Origin of the sequence: Corynebacterium sp. NML140438 (assembly GCF_001875725.1) — a bacterium.
GTDB lineage: Bacteria > Actinomycetota > Actinomycetes > Mycobacteriales > Mycobacteriaceae > Corynebacterium.
Map to the genome: position 1 here is coordinate 52,097 of NZ_MLCQ01000018.1, position 18,501 is coordinate 70,597.

An 18,501-nucleotide genomic window follows, 5' to 3' on the forward strand; every position below is an offset into this window, starting at 1 on the left:
TTATGGGCGGTAGTCGTGGTCTGAAATTTGTCGGAATGCGAGTGCCTCTCGCTTGTGAGGTGCAACATCAGGCAGCTTGAGAATGTGAGCAACGTTGACTTCAGGAGCGAGGCGCACGTAGTTTTCTGGGCCCCAGTCGTAGTATGCGTCCGTCACCAGATCATGGACCGCAAACTGCGCACCGTAGTCGAGGCCAACTGCCGGCGCGTCGAGATACAGGGTTCCTTCCTGTGCGTTCCACGGGTCCAGGTTGACGACGACGAGCACCGCGTTTCCAGAGATGGCATCGACCTTCGAATACGCGATGATCTGGTCATTATCTACGTGGTGGAAGCGAATTTGGCGGAGCTGCTGCAAGGCAGGTTGGGCCTTGCGGAAGCGGTTGAGGGAAGTGATGTAAGGCTCAAGGGACTGGCCGTTATCAAGGGCAGCCTGGAAGTCGCGTGGGCGAAGCTCGTACTTTTCGGAGTGGTTGTACTCTTCGCTGCCTTCGGCGACAGCTTCGCCCTCGAAGAGTTCGAAGCCGGAATAGACGCCCCACAGCGGGCTCATGGTGGCCGCGAGCGTGGCACGGATCGCGAACGCAGCGGGTCCGCCGTACTGCAGTGATGCGTGCAATATGTCAGGCGTATTGACGAAGAGGTTCGGGCGGGAGACATCTGCGACGCCGACCATGTGCTCGGCGAAATCGATGAGATCACCCTTGGAGACCTTCCAGGTGAAGTGGGTGTAGGACTGGGAGAACCCTGCCTTGGACAGTCCGTACATCACCGGCGGGCGGGTAAATGCTTCGGCGAGGAAGATCACGTCTGGGTTCGTTTCATGGACACGGTTGATGAGCCAGTGCCAGAAGTTCACGGGCTTCGTGTGGGGGTTGTCCACACGGAATGTGCGGATACCGAGACCTACCCAGTACATGACAACCCGGTAGATCTCCTCGTAGACCTTCTCAGGGTTGTTATCAAAGTTGATCGGGTAGATGTCCTGGTACTTCTTCGGAGGGTTTTCGGCGTACGCAATGGTGCCGTCTTCCAAAATAGTGAAGAAGTCTGGGTGCTCGGTTGCCCACGGGTGATCAGGCGCAGCTTGCAGCGCAAGATCAAGTGCAACTTCCAGGCCGAGTTTGTCCGCGTGCTCGAGCATCGCACAGAATTCTTTTTCCCCACCGAGTTGTGGGTGGAAGGCGTCGTGGCCGCCATCGCGGGAGCCGATTGCCCACGGAGAACCGACATCGCCGTCTTCAGCGACAAGCGTGTTGTCCTTTCCCTTGCGGTTGATTTCGCCGATTGGGTGGATAGGCGGGAAGTAGACGGTGTCAAAGCCCATCGCGGCGACACGATCGAGCGCCTTCGCGGTCGTAGCCCAGGTACCATGCACCGGGTTGCCTTCTTCATCCCAGCCGCCGGTCGAGCGAGGGAAGAGTTCGTACCACGAGTTCACGAGCGCATCGCGCCGCTCTACGTAAATGTCGCAAATAGGACCGTGGGTGACGAGCTCACGAAGTGGAAACGCGTTGAGCACCTCCAGCACTTCATCCGACAAACCGGCAAGAATGCGTTCTCTCAAGGGAAGCGCAGGGTTGCCGAGGGCAGTAGCAGCGCGCTCCAGGACCTCCCGGTCTGGTGCAGGAGTTTGGGCGATGGCTGCTTCGAAAAGGTGAATACCGTGGGCAATGTCATTGGCCATCTCCTCGGTCGTCTGGCCAGCTTCGAGCTTCTTCGACACAGCATTACGCCACGTCGCCATGACGTCGCTCCATGCATCAACGCGGTATCGCCACAGCCCCTGGGAATCAGGGACAAACACCGCGTGGGTGTAATCCGGGCGGTACGGTTCCTGCTGCATATGAATGGAGTATTGTTCTCCGTTTGGATCCGTAATTACGAGGCTTGCGGCAATAGCGTCGTGGCCTTCCCTCCACACCACGGCAGAGACCGGTACCACTTCACCTACCACCGCCTTCGCCGGAAGAGTTCGCCCTGAAATTTGAGGGCGAACGTCGTCGATACCAAAGCGTGCAACCATGTCGTTTTATCCTCACATGTAGCCGATGGAAGTCGGACACACCTATAGGTGTGCTCTTTCTTCTCTCAGACTAGCTAACTCTTATGGGAAATACCGACATAAGGGTTCGCTTTCATCCGTGGCGATTCTCATACAACGATATGGTTACATAGAGAGCTCAGCCGCTCGTATTGCTCACCACGTAGACGCCGAAGTAGAAAGAAGCCAGAATGGTAGCCGTGAACGAACCAACCACTGACCCAGATCTGCTCATCGACTTCCGAGGAGTCGAGTTTATTCGTGGAGGTAACACGCTTGTTGGCCCCGTCGACTGGCAAGTAGAACTCGACGAGCGCTGGGTCATCGTCGGGCCAAATGGCGCCGGCAAGACCACCCTGATTCGCATGGCTGCAGCCCAAGAGTTTCCATCGCGCGGTGTCGCGTTCGTCCTGGGGGAGCGCATCGGTAAGACCGATATGCGTGACCTGCGCGCTGCAATCGGGCTGACGTCTTCTGCGATTGCGTCCATGATCCCGGCAAGTGAAAAAGTCGGCGACATCGTCGTCTCCGCGGGCTACGCCGTCGTTGGTCGTTGGCGGGAGAAATATGAGGACGTCGACTATGAGCAAGCACTCGATGTTCTCGAACAGGTCGGGGCGATGCACCTCATCGACCGTACGTGGGGCACCCTGTCTGACGGTGAGAAGAAGCGCGTCCTCATCGCCCGAGCAGTCATGATTGACCCAGAGCTCCTCATCATGGACGAACCTGCGGCAGGCATGGACCTTGGCGGACGCGAAGACCTCATCGCGTACCTCGGCGACCTCGCGCTCGACCCTGACGCGCCAGCGATGGTGATGATCACGCACCACCTGGAGGAGATTCCGTATGGGTTTACGCACGCCATGCTGCTCGACGAAGGGACCGTGATCGCCCAAGGGCTTATTGAAGACGTACTTACCAGCGAAAATGTCTCTCAAGCGTATCATCAGCCCATTGAAGTGCAGCACGACGACGGTCGGTTCTATGCTCGTCGTGCACGAAGCGCACGAAGTGGTGCGCATCGCGCATAACACCACGCGAGGAGGTGGAGCACCGTGTACCGTAAAACCGGCGCATTTTCCGTCAACGCAACAGACGCCGTCGACGCCACAGAAACCAGTGGGTTCAACGGAGCACGCCTTTCTGCCACCGTCATCCTCGTCCGAGACACCTCCGATGGCATCAAAATATGGATGCAAGAACGCGTCATGAGCATGAAGAACTACCCAGGCATGACGGTGTTTCCCGGAGGCGGCGTCGATAGCCGAGACTTCCCACCTCGTGCCTGGAACGACGGCGACCTGTGGATCGGTAAGTCCGCGGTCTCCGTCGCACGCACACTTGGCGTGACGAAATACAAAGCACACGCCCTACTCTTCGCCGCCGTTCGGGAACTCTTCGAGGAAACCGGAACGCTCCTGGCAGTCGACGACGAAGGCACCCTCCTCAGCGACGCACGGCCCTTCCACGACCAGCGACTCAAACTCGTCTCACACGAAATATCCCTCACCGATATGCTGCAGGAAAACGATCTCAACGTCTGCAGCGACCTCCTCATCCCATTCGCACGATGGGTGGGCTGCTCACACCGGGGAAACTGGTTCGACACCTTTAGCTTCCTCGCTCAAGCGCCCACCGGCCAAGAACCAGACGCAGAAACCGGCGAAGCGGACGACGCCAACTGGTTCTCTCCTGAACTGCTTATGGAAGGATGGCGTGCCGGGCTTGTCCGGTTCGTGCCTTCAACCTGGGGTCAACTCCAAATGCTGTGCTCCTGTGACACGTTCGAAGACGCAGTCAAACTCGCGCGCGACGCTGACCTACGGCCAATTATCGGCGACCCTGCAGAAGACCCCCGCTACTACGAGTTCTTCCACGAGCACCCAGTCGAGAGGATCGGGACACCAAAATGAGCTTCACCCTGGACGAGGTTACGTTTCTGCGGGACAACCTCCAAAGAATTTTGGCACTTGGCCCGGACCTTGAACTCACGCCAAACACCTTGATGCGTGACAGGAAAGTACTGGAGAAAGAATTCGGCGGCCACGCTCGGGGCGTCACAGAATTGCTCACCGCGCAGCGCAACGCGCACGGGAAAATGCCAAACCACTGGCTCACCGACAGCGATGCCGCGCAACAAGCGACACCGCAACTCGTCGCCGAATACAGGGCACAGCTCATCGCCGACATAGGGGCGACAACGGTCCACGACGTGACCTGCTCGGTTGGAAGCGAAGGGGCGTCGATAAGAAAGAAAGAACTTGCCTGGATCGGCTCTGACCTTGACCGCGTACGGCTCGCGATGGCACAAGCAAACCTTTCCGACGCACACGTGCTCCTCTGCCAGGCCGACGCCCTTCGGCCAGTCAGTCGCGCCGACGTCATCGTCGCTGATCCGGCACGACGCGCTAACGGTCGGCGCATCACCGACCCGGCAAAACTCCTACCGCCACTGCCAGACCTCGTGGAGGCCCACCGCGGTCGAGAGCTCGCAGTAAAGTGCGCACCCGGCATCGACTACAGCGAATGGGGCGGGCTTGTCAGCGTCGCCTCCGTTGACGGCGGAGTCAAAGAAACCTGCCTCTACACAGACGGCTTCGGCACGAGCATCAGAGAAGCCGTAGTACTGCGTACGGACGGAACACACGAGCGGGTGCGCTCGGACGAGCCCGACGACATCAGCGTCGCAGAACCCGGCACCTGGATGATCGAGCCGGATGGAGCAATCATTCGCGCCGGGCTTGTTCGCCATTGGGCACATAGGCACAAGCTGTGGATGGTGGATCCACACATTGCATTTCTCACTGGTGAGGAACTCCCTCCCGGCTCAAGCGGCTTTCGGCTTGTAGAGGCAGTTCCGTTCAAACGGCTCAAGGCAGCGCTGAATAAATATCAAGCAGGGGCGCTTGAGATCCTCGTACGGGGTGTTGATGTCAACCCAGACCAGCTACGAAAGAAGCTGAAGCTCAAAGGTCGCCACCAGATGGCCGTGCTCATCGCTCGTACTGGCACCAGCCCGACTGCATACATTTGTGAAGCAAGGGAGCATCACCGCGTAGGGTAGTGCGCATGAAGTATCTCGATCACGCGGCAACTACTCCCATGCGCCAGGTGGCTATCGATGCCTGGGTGAAACACGCAGGTGCTCTGAACCCCGGCGCACAGCATGCGGCGGGGCGCCAAGCCCACGCGGTGCTCGCCGATGCGAGGGAACAGGTCGCGGAGCTACTTGGGGCGGACCCAGTCGAGGTAATTTTTACCGGCTCCGGTACGGAGGCCGATAATATCGCGGTCCGAGGGCTCTACGATGCCATGCGTGGCAAGCAAGGGGACAGGGTGGTGTGCTCGCCAGTTGAGCACTCGGCGGTACTCGAGACAGTCAAATCGCTTGGAGCGGAGCACGTGGATTGGCTTCCAGTAGGTGACGACGGCCACCTCGCGGACCTCGGAGCGCTCGACTCCCCGGCGGCTGTCGCAGCCGTGATGTGGGCGAACAATGAGACCGGTGCGCTCCAGCCTGTTGAGGAAGTCGTGCGCAGAGCTGCGCTTCAGAACACGCCCGTCCACGTCGATGCTGTGCAGGCCGTCGGCAAAGTCCCCGTTCATTTCCATGAGCTTGGCGCAACAACGTTGGCGGCAAGCGCACATAAGTTTGGTGGTCCACGCGGGACCGGACTTTTGCTGGCGAAACGCTCGCCGGCGCCAACGGCATCAATACACGGTGGTGGCCAAGAACGTGGGTTGCGGCCGGGGACGGTCGATGTCGCTTCCGCTGCGGCGACTGCTGCGGCGTTGGCGGAAGCCTGTGCTGAGATGGAACGCGAGCGCGCACACGTCAAGCAGCTTCGCGACGCGCTCATCGTTGGCGTACGGCGGGAGGTTCCGGATGTTGTCGTCACCACCCAGGAACCAGCAGTGGAAGGGCATGCTCACTTCATGTTCCGCGGTGCGCACGGGGACGCAATGCTCATGCTGCTCGACACGCTTGGCATTGCTGTTTCGACTGGATCGACGTGTGCTAGCGGTGTGACACGGATGAGCCACGTCCTCGAAGCGATGGGCGTAGAAGAAGAACTTGGCTTGGGCGCGCTGCGGATCTCGCTGGGCCGAACAAACACGCAAGAGGATATCGATTACTTTGTCCAACAGATCGCAGACGTTGTTGCGAAGGCCCGCGCAGCAGGGAACATGTAAGTTTTTCGCTGCGTGTTGGCGTTGAGTGTCGGGCCCGGACCAGTACAAGCATCATGCTGGTTCGGGTCTTTCATACTTTCGACCCAACCCAACGGGGGTAAAACGCGGGGGTAGTAACTGTTCAACGATCACGAAAAGGTCTGCCTTGCACACCGATAGGCCCCAAGTTTGGCAACACCCGACCGGGAAAGGTTTTGGGTATCAAAACGGGGTGCATTAATAGCCCCTTGGATACGTGTCGAATGACACGTGTCGTGCCTGGTAAGCCCGATTTGCTTAGCTTTCTCTTATCTCAACTTGCGCTAGGTCGCATATTATGCGGTACGGTTGATTGTTGAACACCCGTCGACAGGTGTCGGTGGGGTTGTTGAACATGTTTGGTTCCCCAGGCTGGTTCCTGAGTGTTTTTTAAGCTATGTGTGCAGGTTGTGGGGCTGGATGTGTTGAACAATCCGGGTTTTCCGGTGGTGTTTTTGCCTGTTTTGTTGGGTGGGTTCGGGCTGATTGGTCATGTATAGTTGCAGTGCATAAACTTGGGGTCAGAACAACGAAGGGTTTCGTGGTACACCAGCCGGTGTGGCGCGGTAGAGGATTGAAGGATTGTGACAACGATGATGAACAGCATTGCGCGGAAGGTGTGTGTAGCAGCGTGTGTGTTGGCTGTTGTGGCTAATGGTGCACAGGTTGCTCACGCGGAGATGGCTGTTGCTGACTCGTCGGTTACAGTCACCGCTGACGGGCCGGGTGCGGTCTTTCACAACTCGGTAACGCAGCCGGGTCGTATTTCGACGTTGAAGTTTACGGATGCTCGCTCTGTTGCTGGCAGCCAGGAGTCCTCACTGTATGTGGACTTGCGTGCCGATGGTGCGCTTGTGGATTTAGAGTCTGGCGTGACGGTGGATACGCACCGTGATGGTGCAACCCAGGTTGTTATCTACCGTGGTGAAGATCAGAGTGCTGGTGTGTCGGTCGAGCGTGAGTTCCGTTTTGCGGGCAATCGTGTTGATGTCATTGTGCGGGTGACCAACATGAAGGATTCTTCGGCGTTTGTGCAGGCGGATCTGACCAACCAGATTAACTCCCAGGTTGCCCTTTCCGGTTCCTATGTGGATGGGAAGTTTGTTGTTGCGCCGAAACAGCTTGGTTATGAGACTGCGGTTGCCTTTGATGATGCGACCTCGTCTGGTGTCGCCGATGCGTTCCAGCGCACTACGGCTGCTGGTGAGGTCGGGTTTGTGGACCCGGCAGGGGCCAGCTTCCAGCGTGGTCGTTGGTTTGAGCGCATTGATGCTGGTGCCAGTCTGACTGCCACCATGCATATGGAGGTTGCAACCCAGGACAGTGCTGTTGATTCTGATGGTGACGGTCTGCCGGATGTCTGGGAGCGTGAAGGGGTTACCTTACATGACGGTACGGTGATGCCGCTTGAGCAGTGGGGTGCTGATCCTGATCGTCCGGATTTGTTCCTGCAGCTTAATTGGATGAATTCGCAGTGGCAGCAGGCCGGGTGCGATAAGGCGGGTGCGGATGCTGATGTGTGTGCGCAGCTGTCGACGGCAAGCTACCGGCCAAGTCGCGATATTTTGCAGCAGTTGGTGGACCGCTTCGATCAGTACGGGGTCAACCTGCACATTGATGCGGGTGATACGTACACCAACATTGTCAATTACCCGACTCGTCACGGTGGGCAGACTGAAGCCTATGCGCCGTACTACTTTGAGGGCACGGTGCCTGGTATGAAGCTGGTCGAGAATATTGACACGATGCTGGGTGCTCGTGCGGCAGTCTTCCGCGTTGGTGTTATTGGCGATCAGATGCAGCGTGGCCACTGGGGTACCGGTTTGGCTTTGGTTGCGGATAACTCGTTTTATGTTGCCAAGCATGAGCGTATGCGCAGCGATGATCAGCTGCGTAACACGATCATGCACGAGCTGGGGCATACCTTGGGGTTGAATCATAATGGTTCGATGAAGTTCGCCAACGAGGTTCCACAGTCGGATTACCTGCCGAACTACTACTCGGTGATGAACTACCTCTACCAGTTCACCCACTTTAACTACTCGGATGAAGAAGCCGTCTCTGGTGGCCCACTGCCAGAGGTATGCAACCAGCCAGGCATGGACTGCTACAAAGGTGACTACCGTGTGCCAGCCGACTGGGACAACTTGATGATTAACACCGGCAAGATTGGTAAGGATTACAACTCCACGATCGGTGCTGACAAGGTCGCAGTTGATGCAAACGCACTTGCCGCGCAGCAGGAAGCGATGCAGGCTGCGGAAGAAGCCCAGGGCAGCGCGAAGGTTGCTGTTGCTGGTTCCCCTCAGCTTCGTCGTGGGGAGAACATGGTGAGCGTGAAGGTGCAAAATCCTGGGTTGGATGCAGCCCGGATGCGCCTTGAGGTGATCTACCCGTCGGGTAAGGCCGAGCAGGTTGTCACGGTTGCAGGCCAGTCTGCAACTACGGTGGAGTTGCCGGTGACGGTGGGTGTGGTGAAAACGTCGTCGTTGCCGTTGGATGTGCGTGTGGTCAATGAGGATGGCTCCCAGGCGTTTGCTGGCCGGTTTGATGTTGCCGCGGTTATGGATGCTGATGTTGATGGTGATGCGATGGCTGGTGCGCCTCGTAAGCCGCAGCACAATGCGCAGGCTGCGCCGACAACGAGTGTGAAGGCTGGTAAGCATGAGTCTTCGCAGTTGACCACGCAGCGTCCAGCACCGAAGGTTGCTGAGCCGACTGCTGGTGAGGTAAATATCGCGGCGATTGTTGCTCCGATTGTGGTACTGCTGCTGTTAATTGGTGGTGGTGTTGCTGCTGCGATGGCTGGTGGTCTGCACTTCTAGCAAAGGGTAGTGGGCCGTGGGGCTTGTGATACCGGGAGTGTTCCTGGTGGCACAGGCCCCTTTTTTGTTGTTGTGTGGGGTTTAGGATAGTTCCCCGAAGATCAGTGAAACCGGGAACAATTTTCGTAGACACCCGTCGCGACTTGGAGAAACGCCGGTGCTGGTCGACCGGAACCGGCCCCAGACGCAAAATGGTTCCCGGGCGTGGGAACTATTTTCTAGTGGCGCGCGGGGCATCAGCAGGTGGCGCACCAGAATCCGGGCTTTGAAGCCGGAATGCGGTGCCCAGCCAACACGCGGCTTTGTGAAATAAAGATACCCGTTGGGCTGGGTATGTCGTATGTGAATAATGTGATTAGTGTGCACTAAAGTGTCGCGTATGTATCTAGTCCCTAAACTTCGCGCTGCAACCGCGGCATTCGTCGCCGCGACGCTTGCTCTCGCACTGACTGTTGTTGCGCCTCAGTCTTTGAATACACATGCGGATGCTCAATCAATCCCTGGTCTGATCTCCGGTGTTGACGTGGCTGATCACCAGCGCCCTGGTGGAACGCCTATCAACTGGAAGATGGCCGGTACGGTTGGCGGTCAGCACTTTGCTTTTGTGAAAGCCACTGAGGGCACCACGTACAAGAACTCGTTCTACGAGGAAGACGTCAAGGCGGCCGCAGACGCCGGTCTGAAAGTGGGCGCGTACCACTACGCACGTCCTGCGATGGACCCGATCGCGCAGGCGAGGCACTTCGCGGATGTAATTAACGCCGGCCCGGCACAACAGTTGCCGCCGGTGCTTGATCTGGAGGTTGATGAGGGCCTTGGCCCAACGCAGCTGGCTGCGTGGACACAGATCTTCCTTGCTGAGCTGGAGCGGGCTACCGGTAAGCGTCCGATGCTCTACACGTATCGCTATTTCTGGTACGAGCGGATGAACAACACCAATGCGTTTACAAGCTATCCGCTGTGGCTTGCCGCATACCAGAACCAACCACCACGCCCAGTTGGCGGTTGGGACAAGCTGACGTTCTGGCAGCGTAGCGACTCGGGCCGTGTCGCAGGTATTCCGGCGACTGTTGATATGAACCTGTTTAACGGCACTGGTGCTCAGTTCGGTGGCTTTGCGGCTGGTAACTTGCGCTCTGCAGGTGGTGTCCTCGAGACGTTCCAGGCGCCGGACTCCGATCAGCTTGAGGTCCTTGAACAGAACAGCACGGCCCTTGTCGTTGCGATTCTTGCGTTGGCGGCCGGCGCGTTGGGTGCGTCCCAAGTTGCATCAGAAGCAGCAAAGTTTGGGTTCGACATCAAGGACGCTGACAATATCGCGGGTCTTGTTCAGCGGTTGGCTTCCCAGGGAGAGCTGCCAGTGGAAGATCTACGCAACATGATGATCGGCGACTACCAGGTCGGCGACTTGCTGATCCTGCTGGATAACGCGGCGCACTAGGCGTCGGTTGGCGCGTCGTAGCGAGGGCTCGTAGCAAGGCTGCGGGCCCATTTTTCATGCTTGAACTGCGCAGGAACGGCGCCTTTGAGCAGCTCGCGAGTCAACGACGGGCTCGCCTCGATTGGAGTGTTTGCGCCGATAAGGACGATGTTGCCGTAGCGGCGACCTTTCAGCATTGGCGGGTCCGCGATTGCGGCAACATGAGGCCAGACCTCGAGCATGCCAGCCAGTTCCTCCTTCGCTTCTTTGAGGTCCGCATGGCTGCCGCAGTTTGCCACATACATTCCTGACGGGCTCAGTGATTTCCGCGCCTGCTCGAAGAATTCCACTGTGGTCAGGTTGCGGGGCGTGATCGCTGAGGAGAAGACATCCCGGATGATGATGTCGCGCGTGTTTGGTTTGAAGCTGTCTGTGACTTCGCGGGCGTCGCCTACTCGTATTTTTACGATTGGCGAACGGGGGATATCGAAAAGTTCGCGGGCGAGTTCGGCAAGTGACATGTCGATTTCTACGACCGTATTGCGTGAGCCTTTCCACTTGGACGCGAAGTAGCGGGGCAGTGTGCAGGCTGCCCCGCCCAGGTGTGTCAGGCGCGGTTTGGGCCAGCGGGGGACGTCGATAAGCTGTTGGTCGTTGAGGAAATCAGCGATCCACCTCATATATTCGAAATCCAGTCGTTCCGGATCACCGGGGACAATGTGGGAGCTGGGCACCCCGTTGACGAGGAGAACCATGGAGCCGTCCGGCTCGTGGAGCACCTCCGCGACGCCGGTATCGATTTCGTGGAATTCACTCTTTGCTGCCATGGACAGTGAGAGTACCTTACGCCTTTACGTCGACACGGCGCAGGTATACGACGGATGCAAGCCACGCTACTGCGGTGAGCAGCAGGGTGCTCGTGAGGACACTGAATATCGTGCTCCATTCGAATGCACTCGAGCCAGCGACTGCGGTACCACCCATCCACAGCGTCGTGGACACACCGATGGGTGGAAGTAAAAACTGTGTTGCCGTAGCCCTGGCAGCGATAGCGCCGAAAGCAACGATGCTGGAGAACACACCGAGGGCGACCGGCATAGCAAAGTTTCGAATCACCATGGAAGCGAAACTCTGCCACGCGGCAACCGCGACCGCAGGAACCACAGTGAGCAGCGCCGACGCGAGCAACTCCAGCGGTGGCATTCCTGAAAGGCCACTGACCCAACCGCCGACCATGCTGGTGACGATGAAGATGCACTGCATAAGTGCCGTCATGGCGACGATCACACCAAGCTTTGCTGTGACCAGGCTTGCCACCGACCGTGACGACGTAAGCAGCGTGTTCCAATTTCCACCGCGGTGTTCCACGCGCCACGCTGCGGAAGCGAGAATCGAAATGCCCGCGACCATGAAGATCATCCCGTAAAACAGCGTCGTTTGGGACCAATAGCTGGCCCACCCAGCATCTAGTGTCTCAGCGTTGGCGGCGTAGTTACCAGCACCGAAGACGACGGAGATGAGAGGAATAGCGATGGGAACTACGGCGACATGGGTGCGTCGAAGTTTAGAAAACTCGTTGGAAAGCATGTCCATGGTTAGATTTCCTTCCTGTTGAGCCACCTCGTGGCTGCCACAAACCCAGTCGCAAGCAGGACGATGTAGATGCACCACGCCGCCCATCCAGGCTGTGTAGGGACGATGCCTTCGTCTGTGAACGTGTAGGGAAGCAGCACAGCAAAGTAGCCAAAGGGGTTCAGCACGGCGAGCCATGCAGGGGAGAGCAGCGAGGCGATGCCGAAGAAGCCACCTGCCACGCCGAGAGAGAGCACGCCGATTTGAGATTCAGTGATCGCAGCGAGTAGCAGCATGGTGCTTGCGATGGCCAGGCTGCTAATTATCGCGGTGGCGCCGTATACGGCCCAAGCTGTGGCAGTGCTTGTGCTCGGTAGTGGTGCTCCGAGCAGTACCGGTAGCGCGATACATACTCCGAACTCCAGCAGTTTGAGCACGACGACGAGGGGTGCCACTACTCGCAACTTACTGCGCAGCAGGGAGCCCTTGCGGACGCCAGCAACCGCGTTGAGCAGCCACCCGCCACTTGCATGCTCGCTATCTACTGCACGGCTGGCGATGAGCGCCATCTGCAGTGGGGTAAGAAAAGCGAGCGGCATTGCTACCGCAACCAACTGGCCAGCCCACGCGATGGCTGGGTCTGTGACGAAGGAGTCGACCTGTCCGGCAGAAAACAGGTTCATCGATGCGAACAACACGATGCCGAGGGACAGCGCCGCGCCCAGCCATAGGATATGTGTGCGGCGCAGTTTTAAAAGCTCGAGGTTCATGCGCTGAGCCCCCTACGTCCCGTCATCCCGATAAAGATTTCCTCTAAGCTGCGACGTTTGCGCAGGACCTGGTGGATCGGAACCCCGCGGCGTACAAGCTGCGCGCATGCGGCAGCCACAGCATCATCGCTGAGCCCGGATACCTCCACGCCGCCGGAAACGATGCGTGGGCCCATATCGTGGAGAACCTCGGCGGCAACGGTTGCCGCTGGGGTTTGGACGTAGACGTCGGGTAGGTGGGCGTCGAAAAGCTGCTGTTGCGAGCCTTGGAAAACGAGATTGCCTTGGTTGATAATGCTGAAGCTGGTGGCCATCTTTTCGATTTCAGACAGCAGGTGGCTCGAGACAAGGACTGTGCGCCCTTCGTCGCGTGCGAGGCTAATGATGAGCTCGCGGATTTCTTCGATACCGGCTGGGTCGAGGCCGTTGGTCGGCTCGTCCAGAACGAGTAGCTGCGGGTCGCGTACGAGTGCGAACGCGATGCCGAGGCGCTGCTTCATACCGAGCGAATAGTGCTTGACCTGCTTGTTCATGTGCTTTTCCAGGCGAACAAGCCGTACCGCGCGTTTTGCGTTCGCCGGGTCAGCCCTGAATAGCCGCGTCACAATCTGCATGTTTTCCGCACCGGTGAGGTGCGGGTAGGCCGCTGGCGACTCGATGAGCGAGCCGATACTGGAAAGGACCTCGGCACGCGTGGCGCGGGTCATCGGCTGCCCCAATACCGTGATTTCACCGGCGGTCGGGGTGACCAGGCCGAGCAGCATCTTCATTGTGGTTGATTTACCAGAGCCGTTCGGGCCAAGCAGCCCGTGTACAGCGCCCTGGGGGATTTCAAGCGCGAGGTTATTGACGACAGTGTGCGTACCGTACGTCTTTGTGAGACCCCGTGTAGTAATGATCGGTGAGTTCATGGTGTCTACTATCGCCAAGCGTCCTCACGAAAACGTCGGAGCTGGGTACCATCTTCCGCGTCATACTGGGGGATGATCGAGAGGATGATTCAGGAGATGGTGACGCCTATTCGTCGAGCAGATCGGAACGGCTGACAAGACCCGTGCGGTAGGCGAACAGTACCGCGTGTACGCGGTCGCGCGACTGCGTCTTAGACAAGATGCGCCCGACATGCGTCTTCACTGTCGGCATGGAGATAAACATGCGCTCAGCGATCTCCGTGTTTGACCAGCCCCGTCCAATCGCGACGAGTACTTCACGTTCTCGAGTGGTGAGCTCGTCAAGAGCAATGCGGTCGGCACTCGAGAGCGACGTTTCGACGTCGGTGCGCGCGGTTAGTTGGGCGCGGTTGGAAAACCGAGCCACGATCCGCTTAGTGGCGCGTGGAGAGATCACGGCGTCTCCGGCAGCGACGGTACGGATGGCGTCGAGAAGTACTTCGGGTTGGGCGTCCTTGAGCAAGAATCCGCTCGCCCCGGCTTTCAGCGCATTGACGACGTAGTCTTCGTCATCAAACGTGGTGAGGATGACCACTTTAGCCTCCGGAAAACGGCGGACGAACTCTGCCGTGGCGGAGATGCCGTCGAGGATGGGCATTTGCACGTCCATCAAGACCACGTCGACCGGGTGGGACGCGTGCTGCTCGAGTGCCTCCGCTCCGTTCGAAGCAAGCCAAACTACTTGTAAATCCGTCTGGGAGTCGATCACTCGCCGGATACCGTGGAGGAAGAGGACCTGGTCGTCGATGATACCTATGTGAATTGGGGTCATGTGCGCTCCATCGTGCCCGGGTACTGGCTTCCGTCGGAATGTTGGTGAGCGTAAGGAATCTTCACTTGCGTGACCCACTGTGCTCCTCCGTCGCTGCTGGGCACAGGTTCAGCTTGCAAAGTAGCGCCGATAAGAGCGGCGCGTTCGCGCATCCCACGCAGGCCGTGGCCATGAACGGGGACTGTCGCAGTGTCGTCGAAGCTATTGGTTACGCGGATTGCCACATGATTTTCATCCCACGCAACATCGAGCGAAGCACTGCCGTCGCCGTGTTTCAGTGCATTCGTAAGAGCTTCCTGCACCACACGTCGGGCTGCGAGGGAAGTGGCAAGTGGTAGCTGCTCTGGAGGGGTACCGCGTACTGTGTATTTGATATCAAGCCCACCGAGTTGACTGGTGTGAACCAGCTCATCGAAATCGAGTGAAACTGGTGAGGGCTCGACAGGCCGCGACTCGGGCGCACGAAGTAACGCGACCACCTCGCGCATTTGCCCCAGTGACTTCCGCCCGACCTCTCCAATTACCCGGAGCGCCTCCTCACTGTCTCCGCCGTAGCGCCCACCATCCGCCTGCGCGACAATAACAGTCAATGAATGGGTGACTACATCGTGAATCTCGCGGGCGAGGAATGCGCGTTGCGCAGACATGGCATGTTCAAGTTCGATCCGCTGTTGTTGCAGCGCCTGCTCGAGTTCACGTGCTGCCGCTTCTTCGGTTCGTCTGCGCAGCTCTCCGAAGAGTCCTGCTGCTACGAGCAGCGTGGTGCTCCACGCGAGGTAGGGGAGCTGCTGTGCAAACGGCATGCTTCGCAATACTGGTGAGACGAAGGATAGTGCGACAAGGTCACCAACGACGAGCGAAGCGGCAGCGAGGTCGCGGAGGAAAGGGCGTACGTTTCGTCGGATGATGTAGGCCGTGAACACTCCAACGACGATCACGGCGACGGTGAGCTCGGTGCTGAACGCGTGCATGCCTAACAACGCAAATGCGGTCAGCACAGTCATCGTAGGCCACTGCCAGCGAGCAAACGGAGCGATAAGTGCCCACACAAGAAGCGGCACAACTCCCCACAAAGAACCCGTAGCGTTGAGGACGCCGGGCAATGCACCCACGCCGAGTACAAGTGCGATGCCAGCGTCTCGCATACGCAACGGTGCTTGAGAAGTCGTGGGTGGCATACCATCAACCTAACCGACCTCGCGCGGACAAGCGTCATGCCACGGTATGATTCGCCGGGCGCTTTCCTTCTCCTTCTCCTCGCGGGTACACTTCCGCCACATGCGAGTTTTAGTGGCGATGAGTGGAGGCGTGGACAGCTCGGTGGCCGCAGCACGCCTTGTCCAGGCTGGCCGCGACGTTGTGGGAGTGCATCTGGCGCTCTCGCAGGACCCGCAGGCCACTAGAGAGTCAGCGCGCGGGTGTTGCTCCCTTGAGGATTCTGCAGATGCTCGCCGCGTATGTGACAAGCTCGGTATCCCGTTCTATGTGTGGGACTTCTCCGATCGTTTTAAGGCCGAGGTTATTGATAATTTCGTGTGGTCGTACGAACACGGAGAGACCCCGAACCCATGCCTGCGATGCAACGAGAAAATCAAGTTTGCAGCTTTGCTTGAGCGCGCTATCGCGCTTGGATTCGATGCCATCGCAACTGGCCATTACGCGATTATCGACGACGACGGAAACCTACGGCGCTCTGTCGACCCGCTGAAAGACCAGTCGTATGTGCTGGGGGTGCTGACCCGCGACGAACTCGACAAGTGCATCTTCCCGATCGGGGACACAGAAAAGCCGCAAATCCGCGAAGAGGCGGCAGCGTTCGGTTTTTCGACTGCGCAGAAGCCGGACTCCTACGACATCTGCTTCATCCCTGACGGCAACACCCAGGCGTTTTTAGGTAGATCGATTGGCATGCGTCCCGGAATCGTTCGGGATCAGGACGGCACCGAGCTCAAAGAACACGACGGCGCATTCCAGTACACCATCGGGCAGCGCCGCGGACTCAACCTTCGAGTGCCAGCGCAGGACGGACAGCCACGATACGTCACGGATGTCGATGCCACCACGGGCACGGTTACTGTCGGTCCGCGCGAGGCGCTCAAGGTATGGCAAATCGACGCCGACCGCGTGAAAGTACTGCACCCGGCGATGCAGGGAGAGTTTGCGGCCAACGTCCAGATCCGCGCGCACGGCGGGGTCGTGGCCTGCCGAGCGCGCGTTGAGGGCGACAGCATGCACCTCGAGCTCGAGACGCCTCTCGAGGGCGTCGCACGAGGACAGGCTGCTGTGCTGTACCTGCCTGACCCTGACGGACTTGGCGATGTTGTCCTGGGGTCCGGCACGATCTGCGGGACGTCGAGCGTGCAACCATGACGGCCTTTGGACTGGGGGAGTTGCCCGGCACGGACCTGGTAGCTGCCGCGGACGTCGTACTTTCCGAGTCGCCACTGCCTCACATCCCGCAGTTGCCAGGGCGAGGGATCGGGAGTGATCTGATTGGGCGAACGGCCGCGCTGCTCGACATTCCCATTGATCGAGGCCCACGCGGGTGGCGCGTCGGCACGCAGCACCGTGCGGTGCGCGACCAGATGAACCGCGACCTCGACGTACTGGAGTCCCTGTGGGCAGGCAAGCTCGATAGGGTCAAAGTCCAGGTAGTCGGGCCATGGACGCTTGCTGCCGAAATCGAGATGAGCAACGGCCACCGCATGATCACGGACTCCGGCGCGCTGCGGGATGTGACCGAGGCGCTTGCACAGGCTATCCGTGATCATAGAGAGGATGTGGAGCGTCGCTTAGCGCCGACGGTGCTGCAAATCGACGAGCCCAGCCTCGACGCCGTGATGCACGGCACACTGCGCGGCGCAACCGAGGCCGAGCGCATTCCAGCGTACCCGGAACCCGAGGAGCGCCTCGCGAGCTTCGGTGAGTACCTGTTGCACGCACCCGTCATGATCGATGTGCCGTGGCAGACTGTTGACCTTGCGGCCCTGCAAACGACGGGCGAGAAGGACCACTTTGCACAATTGCTCGATCGTGGGAGCCGCTTCGCACTCGCGCCGATGCAACCGCGGGACGTGTGGAACGTACTCGACGAACTCCAAACTGATCCTGATACATGCAGCTTCGACGTGTGGGCCCGGCCCGCGGACACGCTGCTACAGGCCGCTGAAAATTATCGAGAAGCCGCTGAAATGGCGGAAGGGTTGCGTTAGCTCGCATCCCCTATCATCGGCCATGACGTGGTGAAATTGGAAACGTCACGTCCCTTTGACTCGAAGAACTCCCGCAACTCCGTTTGGAGTTTGTAATACTCCACCGCCTGAAACTCCATCAGCTCGTCCGTGCTCATCTGGGCGAGTTCGGGGTACGTTGAGCGGACTTGCTTCCAAGCGAGGCGAGCCGCGGCTGTTGCGTCCGCCGTCGCGTCATGGGCATTGTCGAGCTTTACTCCGTACAGCTCACAGAGCGCGCCGAGGTTGCGCTTGCCCTTCCTGTAGCGATCTTTTGCCCTGTCGATAACGAGGGGATCGAACACAGGGCCAGTCACCGTGAAATCTCCGGTGAGCTGGCGAAGGACAGAAAGGTCATACGGCGCGTTAAAGACGATGAGGGTGAGGCCGTCGTCCCAACCGCGCTTAATCATGTCGACTGTTTCCTGCAGGACCTCGTCGTGCGGGCGGCCGTGCTCCCGTGCGTATTCCGTGGTGATGCCATGGACCGCAGCGGCCTCAGCGGGAATTTCGACTCCGGGGTCGGCGAGGGCCTCGTGTGCGTTGGCCTGAGCACCGTCGATGGTGACGAGCGCGGACGTCACAATGCGCGCAGTGCGCGGGTTGACAGAGGTTGTCTCGAGGTCGAAAGACATCATGCGGGATGCGTCGAAGAAAGCCATGCTCCTTACCTTACTAACCGTGTCGGACGGAGGCGCTAGACT

16 protein-coding genes are annotated in these 18,501 nt (G+C 58.9%); 8 read left to right on the forward strand and 8 right to left on the reverse strand.

Annotation, left to right across the window (positions count from 1 at the left end; all coding sequences use genetic code 11):
• Nucleotides 1-2,025: a maltotransferase domain-containing protein gene (locus BJP08_RS05465; RefSeq protein ID WP_071568661.1), complete on the reverse strand. Its 2,025-nt coding sequence runs from the start codon at nt 2,023-2,025 to the stop codon at nt 1-3.
• 218 nt (nt 2,026-2,243) lie between these two features.
• On the opposite strand from BJP08_RS05465, the gene BJP08_RS05470 reads away from it, so the two are divergent.
• The 6 genes from BJP08_RS05470 to BJP08_RS05495 all read left to right on the forward strand — a co-directional run bounded on the left by BJP08_RS05470 (nt 2,244) and on the right by BJP08_RS05495 (nt 10,524).
• On the forward strand, nt 2,244-3,077 hold the full coding sequence (locus BJP08_RS05470; RefSeq protein WP_255364770.1) for an ABC transporter ATP-binding protein: 834 nt from the start codon (nt 2,244-2,246) through the stop codon (nt 3,075-3,077).
• Between the two features lie 24 nt (nt 3,078-3,101).
• The gene (locus BJP08_RS05475) at nt 3,102-3,959 is read left to right on the forward strand and encodes an NUDIX domain-containing protein (RefSeq protein ID WP_071568663.1); all 858 of its coding nucleotides are present in this window, start codon (nt 3,102-3,104) and stop codon (nt 3,957-3,959) included.
• Nucleotides 3,956-5,110 (forward strand): SAM-dependent methyltransferase, encoded by a 1,155-nt coding sequence (locus BJP08_RS05480; protein WP_071568664.1) that lies wholly within the window; start codon nt 3,956-3,958, stop codon nt 5,108-5,110. Before BJP08_RS05475 ends, BJP08_RS05480 begins: the two co-directional genes overlap by 4 nt.
• A 5-nt stretch (nt 5,111-5,115) precedes the next feature.
• Nucleotides 5,116-6,240 (forward strand): cysteine desulfurase family protein, encoded by a 1,125-nt coding sequence (locus BJP08_RS05485; RefSeq protein WP_071568756.1) that lies wholly within the window; start codon nt 5,116-5,118, stop codon nt 6,238-6,240.
• 611 nt (nt 6,241-6,851) lie between these two features.
• On the forward strand, nt 6,852-9,083 hold the full coding sequence (locus tag BJP08_RS05490) for a hypothetical protein (protein WP_071568665.1): 2,232 nt from the start codon (nt 6,852-6,854) through the stop codon (nt 9,081-9,083).
• A 379-nt stretch (nt 9,084-9,462) separates the two neighbouring features.
• Complete coding sequence (locus BJP08_RS05495) at nt 9,463-10,524, forward strand: glycoside hydrolase family 25 protein (protein WP_071568666.1); 1,062 nt, start codon at nt 9,463-9,465, stop codon at nt 10,522-10,524.
• On the opposite strand, the gene BJP08_RS05500 is transcribed toward BJP08_RS05495, so the two are convergent.
• The 6 genes from BJP08_RS05500 to BJP08_RS05525 all read right to left on the reverse strand — a co-directional run bounded on the left by BJP08_RS05500 (nt 10,521) and on the right by BJP08_RS05525 (nt 15,745).
• Nucleotides 10,521-11,330: a spermidine synthase gene (locus tag BJP08_RS05500; RefSeq protein WP_071568667.1), complete on the reverse strand. Its 810-nt coding sequence runs from the start codon at nt 11,328-11,330 to the stop codon at nt 10,521-10,523. The two genes, BJP08_RS05495 and BJP08_RS05500, sit on opposite strands and share 4 nt — an antisense overlap.
• Before the next feature lie 16 nt (nt 11,331-11,346).
• Complete coding sequence (locus BJP08_RS05505; RefSeq protein WP_177221718.1) at nt 11,347-12,096, reverse strand: ABC transporter permease; 750 nt, start codon at nt 12,094-12,096, stop codon at nt 11,347-11,349.
• Nucleotides 12,097-12,098: 2 nt separating this feature from the next.
• A complete protein-coding gene (locus tag BJP08_RS05510; protein WP_071568668.1) occupies nt 12,099-12,845 on the reverse strand; it encodes an ABC transporter permease in 747 nt (248 codons plus the stop codon).
• Nucleotides 12,842-13,756 carry an ABC transporter ATP-binding protein gene (locus BJP08_RS05515; RefSeq protein WP_071568669.1) on the reverse strand — a complete coding sequence of 305 codons (915 nt, stop codon included), beginning with the start codon at nt 13,754-13,756 and terminating at the stop codon, nt 12,842-12,844. The genes BJP08_RS05510 and BJP08_RS05515 overlap by 4 nt, the downstream gene beginning before the upstream one ends.
• A gap of 106 nt (nt 13,757-13,862) precedes the next feature.
• Nucleotides 13,863-14,567 carry a response regulator transcription factor gene (locus BJP08_RS05520; RefSeq protein ID WP_071568670.1) on the reverse strand — a complete coding sequence of 235 codons (705 nt, stop codon included), beginning with the start codon at nt 14,565-14,567 and terminating at the stop codon, nt 13,863-13,865.
• Nucleotides 14,564-15,745, reverse strand: a complete 1,182-nt coding sequence (locus BJP08_RS05525; RefSeq protein ID WP_083428428.1) for a sensor histidine kinase — start codon at nt 15,743-15,745, stop codon at nt 14,564-14,566. Before BJP08_RS05525 ends, BJP08_RS05520 begins: the two co-directional genes overlap by 4 nt.
• Nucleotides 15,746-15,845: 100 nt before the next feature.
• Here BJP08_RS05525 and mnmA point away from each other — a divergent pair, with 100 nt between their 5' ends.
• Both mnmA and BJP08_RS05535 read left to right on the forward strand, forming a co-directional pair.
• Nucleotides 15,846-16,937, forward strand: coding sequence for a tRNA 2-thiouridine(34) synthase MnmA (gene mnmA / locus BJP08_RS05530; protein WP_083428429.1), 1,092 nt, complete (start codon nt 15,846-15,848; stop codon nt 16,935-16,937).
• Nucleotides 16,934-17,779, forward strand: a complete 846-nt coding sequence (locus BJP08_RS05535; RefSeq protein WP_071568673.1) for a methionine synthase — start codon at nt 16,934-16,936, stop codon at nt 17,777-17,779. The genes mnmA and BJP08_RS05535 overlap by 4 nt, the downstream gene beginning before the upstream one ends.
• Here the strand turns inward: BJP08_RS05535 and BJP08_RS05540 are convergent.
• Entirely contained in the window at nt 17,776-18,459 is a 684-nt protein-coding gene (locus BJP08_RS05540) for a 3'-5' exonuclease (protein WP_071568674.1), read from the reverse strand. The genes BJP08_RS05535 and BJP08_RS05540 overlap by 4 nt on opposite strands.
• Between the last annotated feature and the right edge of the window lie 42 nt (nt 18,460-18,501).

Bases quoted from the DNA above. Each gene is read 5' to 3' on its own strand.
- BJP08_RS05540 (WP_071568674.1), bottom strand. From the start codon at position 18,459: ATGGCTTTCTTCGACGCATCCCGCATGATGTCTTTCGACCTCGAGACA.
- BJP08_RS05535 (WP_071568673.1), top strand. From the start codon at position 16,934: ATGACGGCCTTTGGACTGGGGGAGTTGCCCGGCACGGACCTGGTAGCT.
- BJP08_RS05520 (WP_071568670.1), bottom strand. From the start codon at position 14,567: ATGACCCCAATTCACATAGGTATCATCGACGACCAGGTCCTCTTCCTC.
- BJP08_RS05465 (WP_071568661.1), bottom strand. From the start codon at position 2,025: ATGGTTGCACGCTTTGGTATCGACGACGTTCGCCCTCAAATTTCAGGG.
- BJP08_RS05515 (WP_071568669.1), bottom strand. From the start codon at position 13,756: ATGAACTCACCGATCATTACTACACGGGGTCTCACAAAGACGTACGGT.
- BJP08_RS05495 (WP_071568666.1), top strand. From the start codon at position 9,463: ATGTATCTAGTCCCTAAACTTCGCGCTGCAACCGCGGCATTCGTCGCC.
- BJP08_RS05480 (WP_071568664.1), top strand. From the start codon at position 3,956: ATGAGCTTCACCCTGGACGAGGTTACGTTTCTGCGGGACAACCTCCAA.
- BJP08_RS05510 (WP_071568668.1), bottom strand. From the start codon at position 12,845: ATGAACCTCGAGCTTTTAAAACTGCGCCGCACACATATCCTATGGCTG.
- BJP08_RS05485 (WP_071568756.1), top strand. From the start codon at position 5,116: ATGAAGTATCTCGATCACGCGGCAACTACTCCCATGCGCCAGGTGGCT.
- BJP08_RS05505 (WP_177221718.1), bottom strand. From the start codon at position 12,096: ATGGACATGCTTTCCAACGAGTTTTCTAAACTTCGACGCACCCATGTC.
- BJP08_RS05525 (WP_083428428.1), bottom strand. From the start codon at position 15,745: ATGCCACCCACGACTTCTCAAGCACCGTTGCGTATGCGAGACGCTGGC.
- mnmA (WP_083428429.1), top strand. From the start codon at position 15,846: ATGCGAGTTTTAGTGGCGATGAGTGGAGGCGTGGACAGCTCGGTGGCC.
- BJP08_RS05500 (WP_071568667.1), bottom strand. From the start codon at position 11,330: ATGGCAGCAAAGAGTGAATTCCACGAAATCGATACCGGCGTCGCGGAG.
- BJP08_RS05490 (WP_071568665.1), top strand. From the start codon at position 6,852: ATGATGAACAGCATTGCGCGGAAGGTGTGTGTAGCAGCGTGTGTGTTG.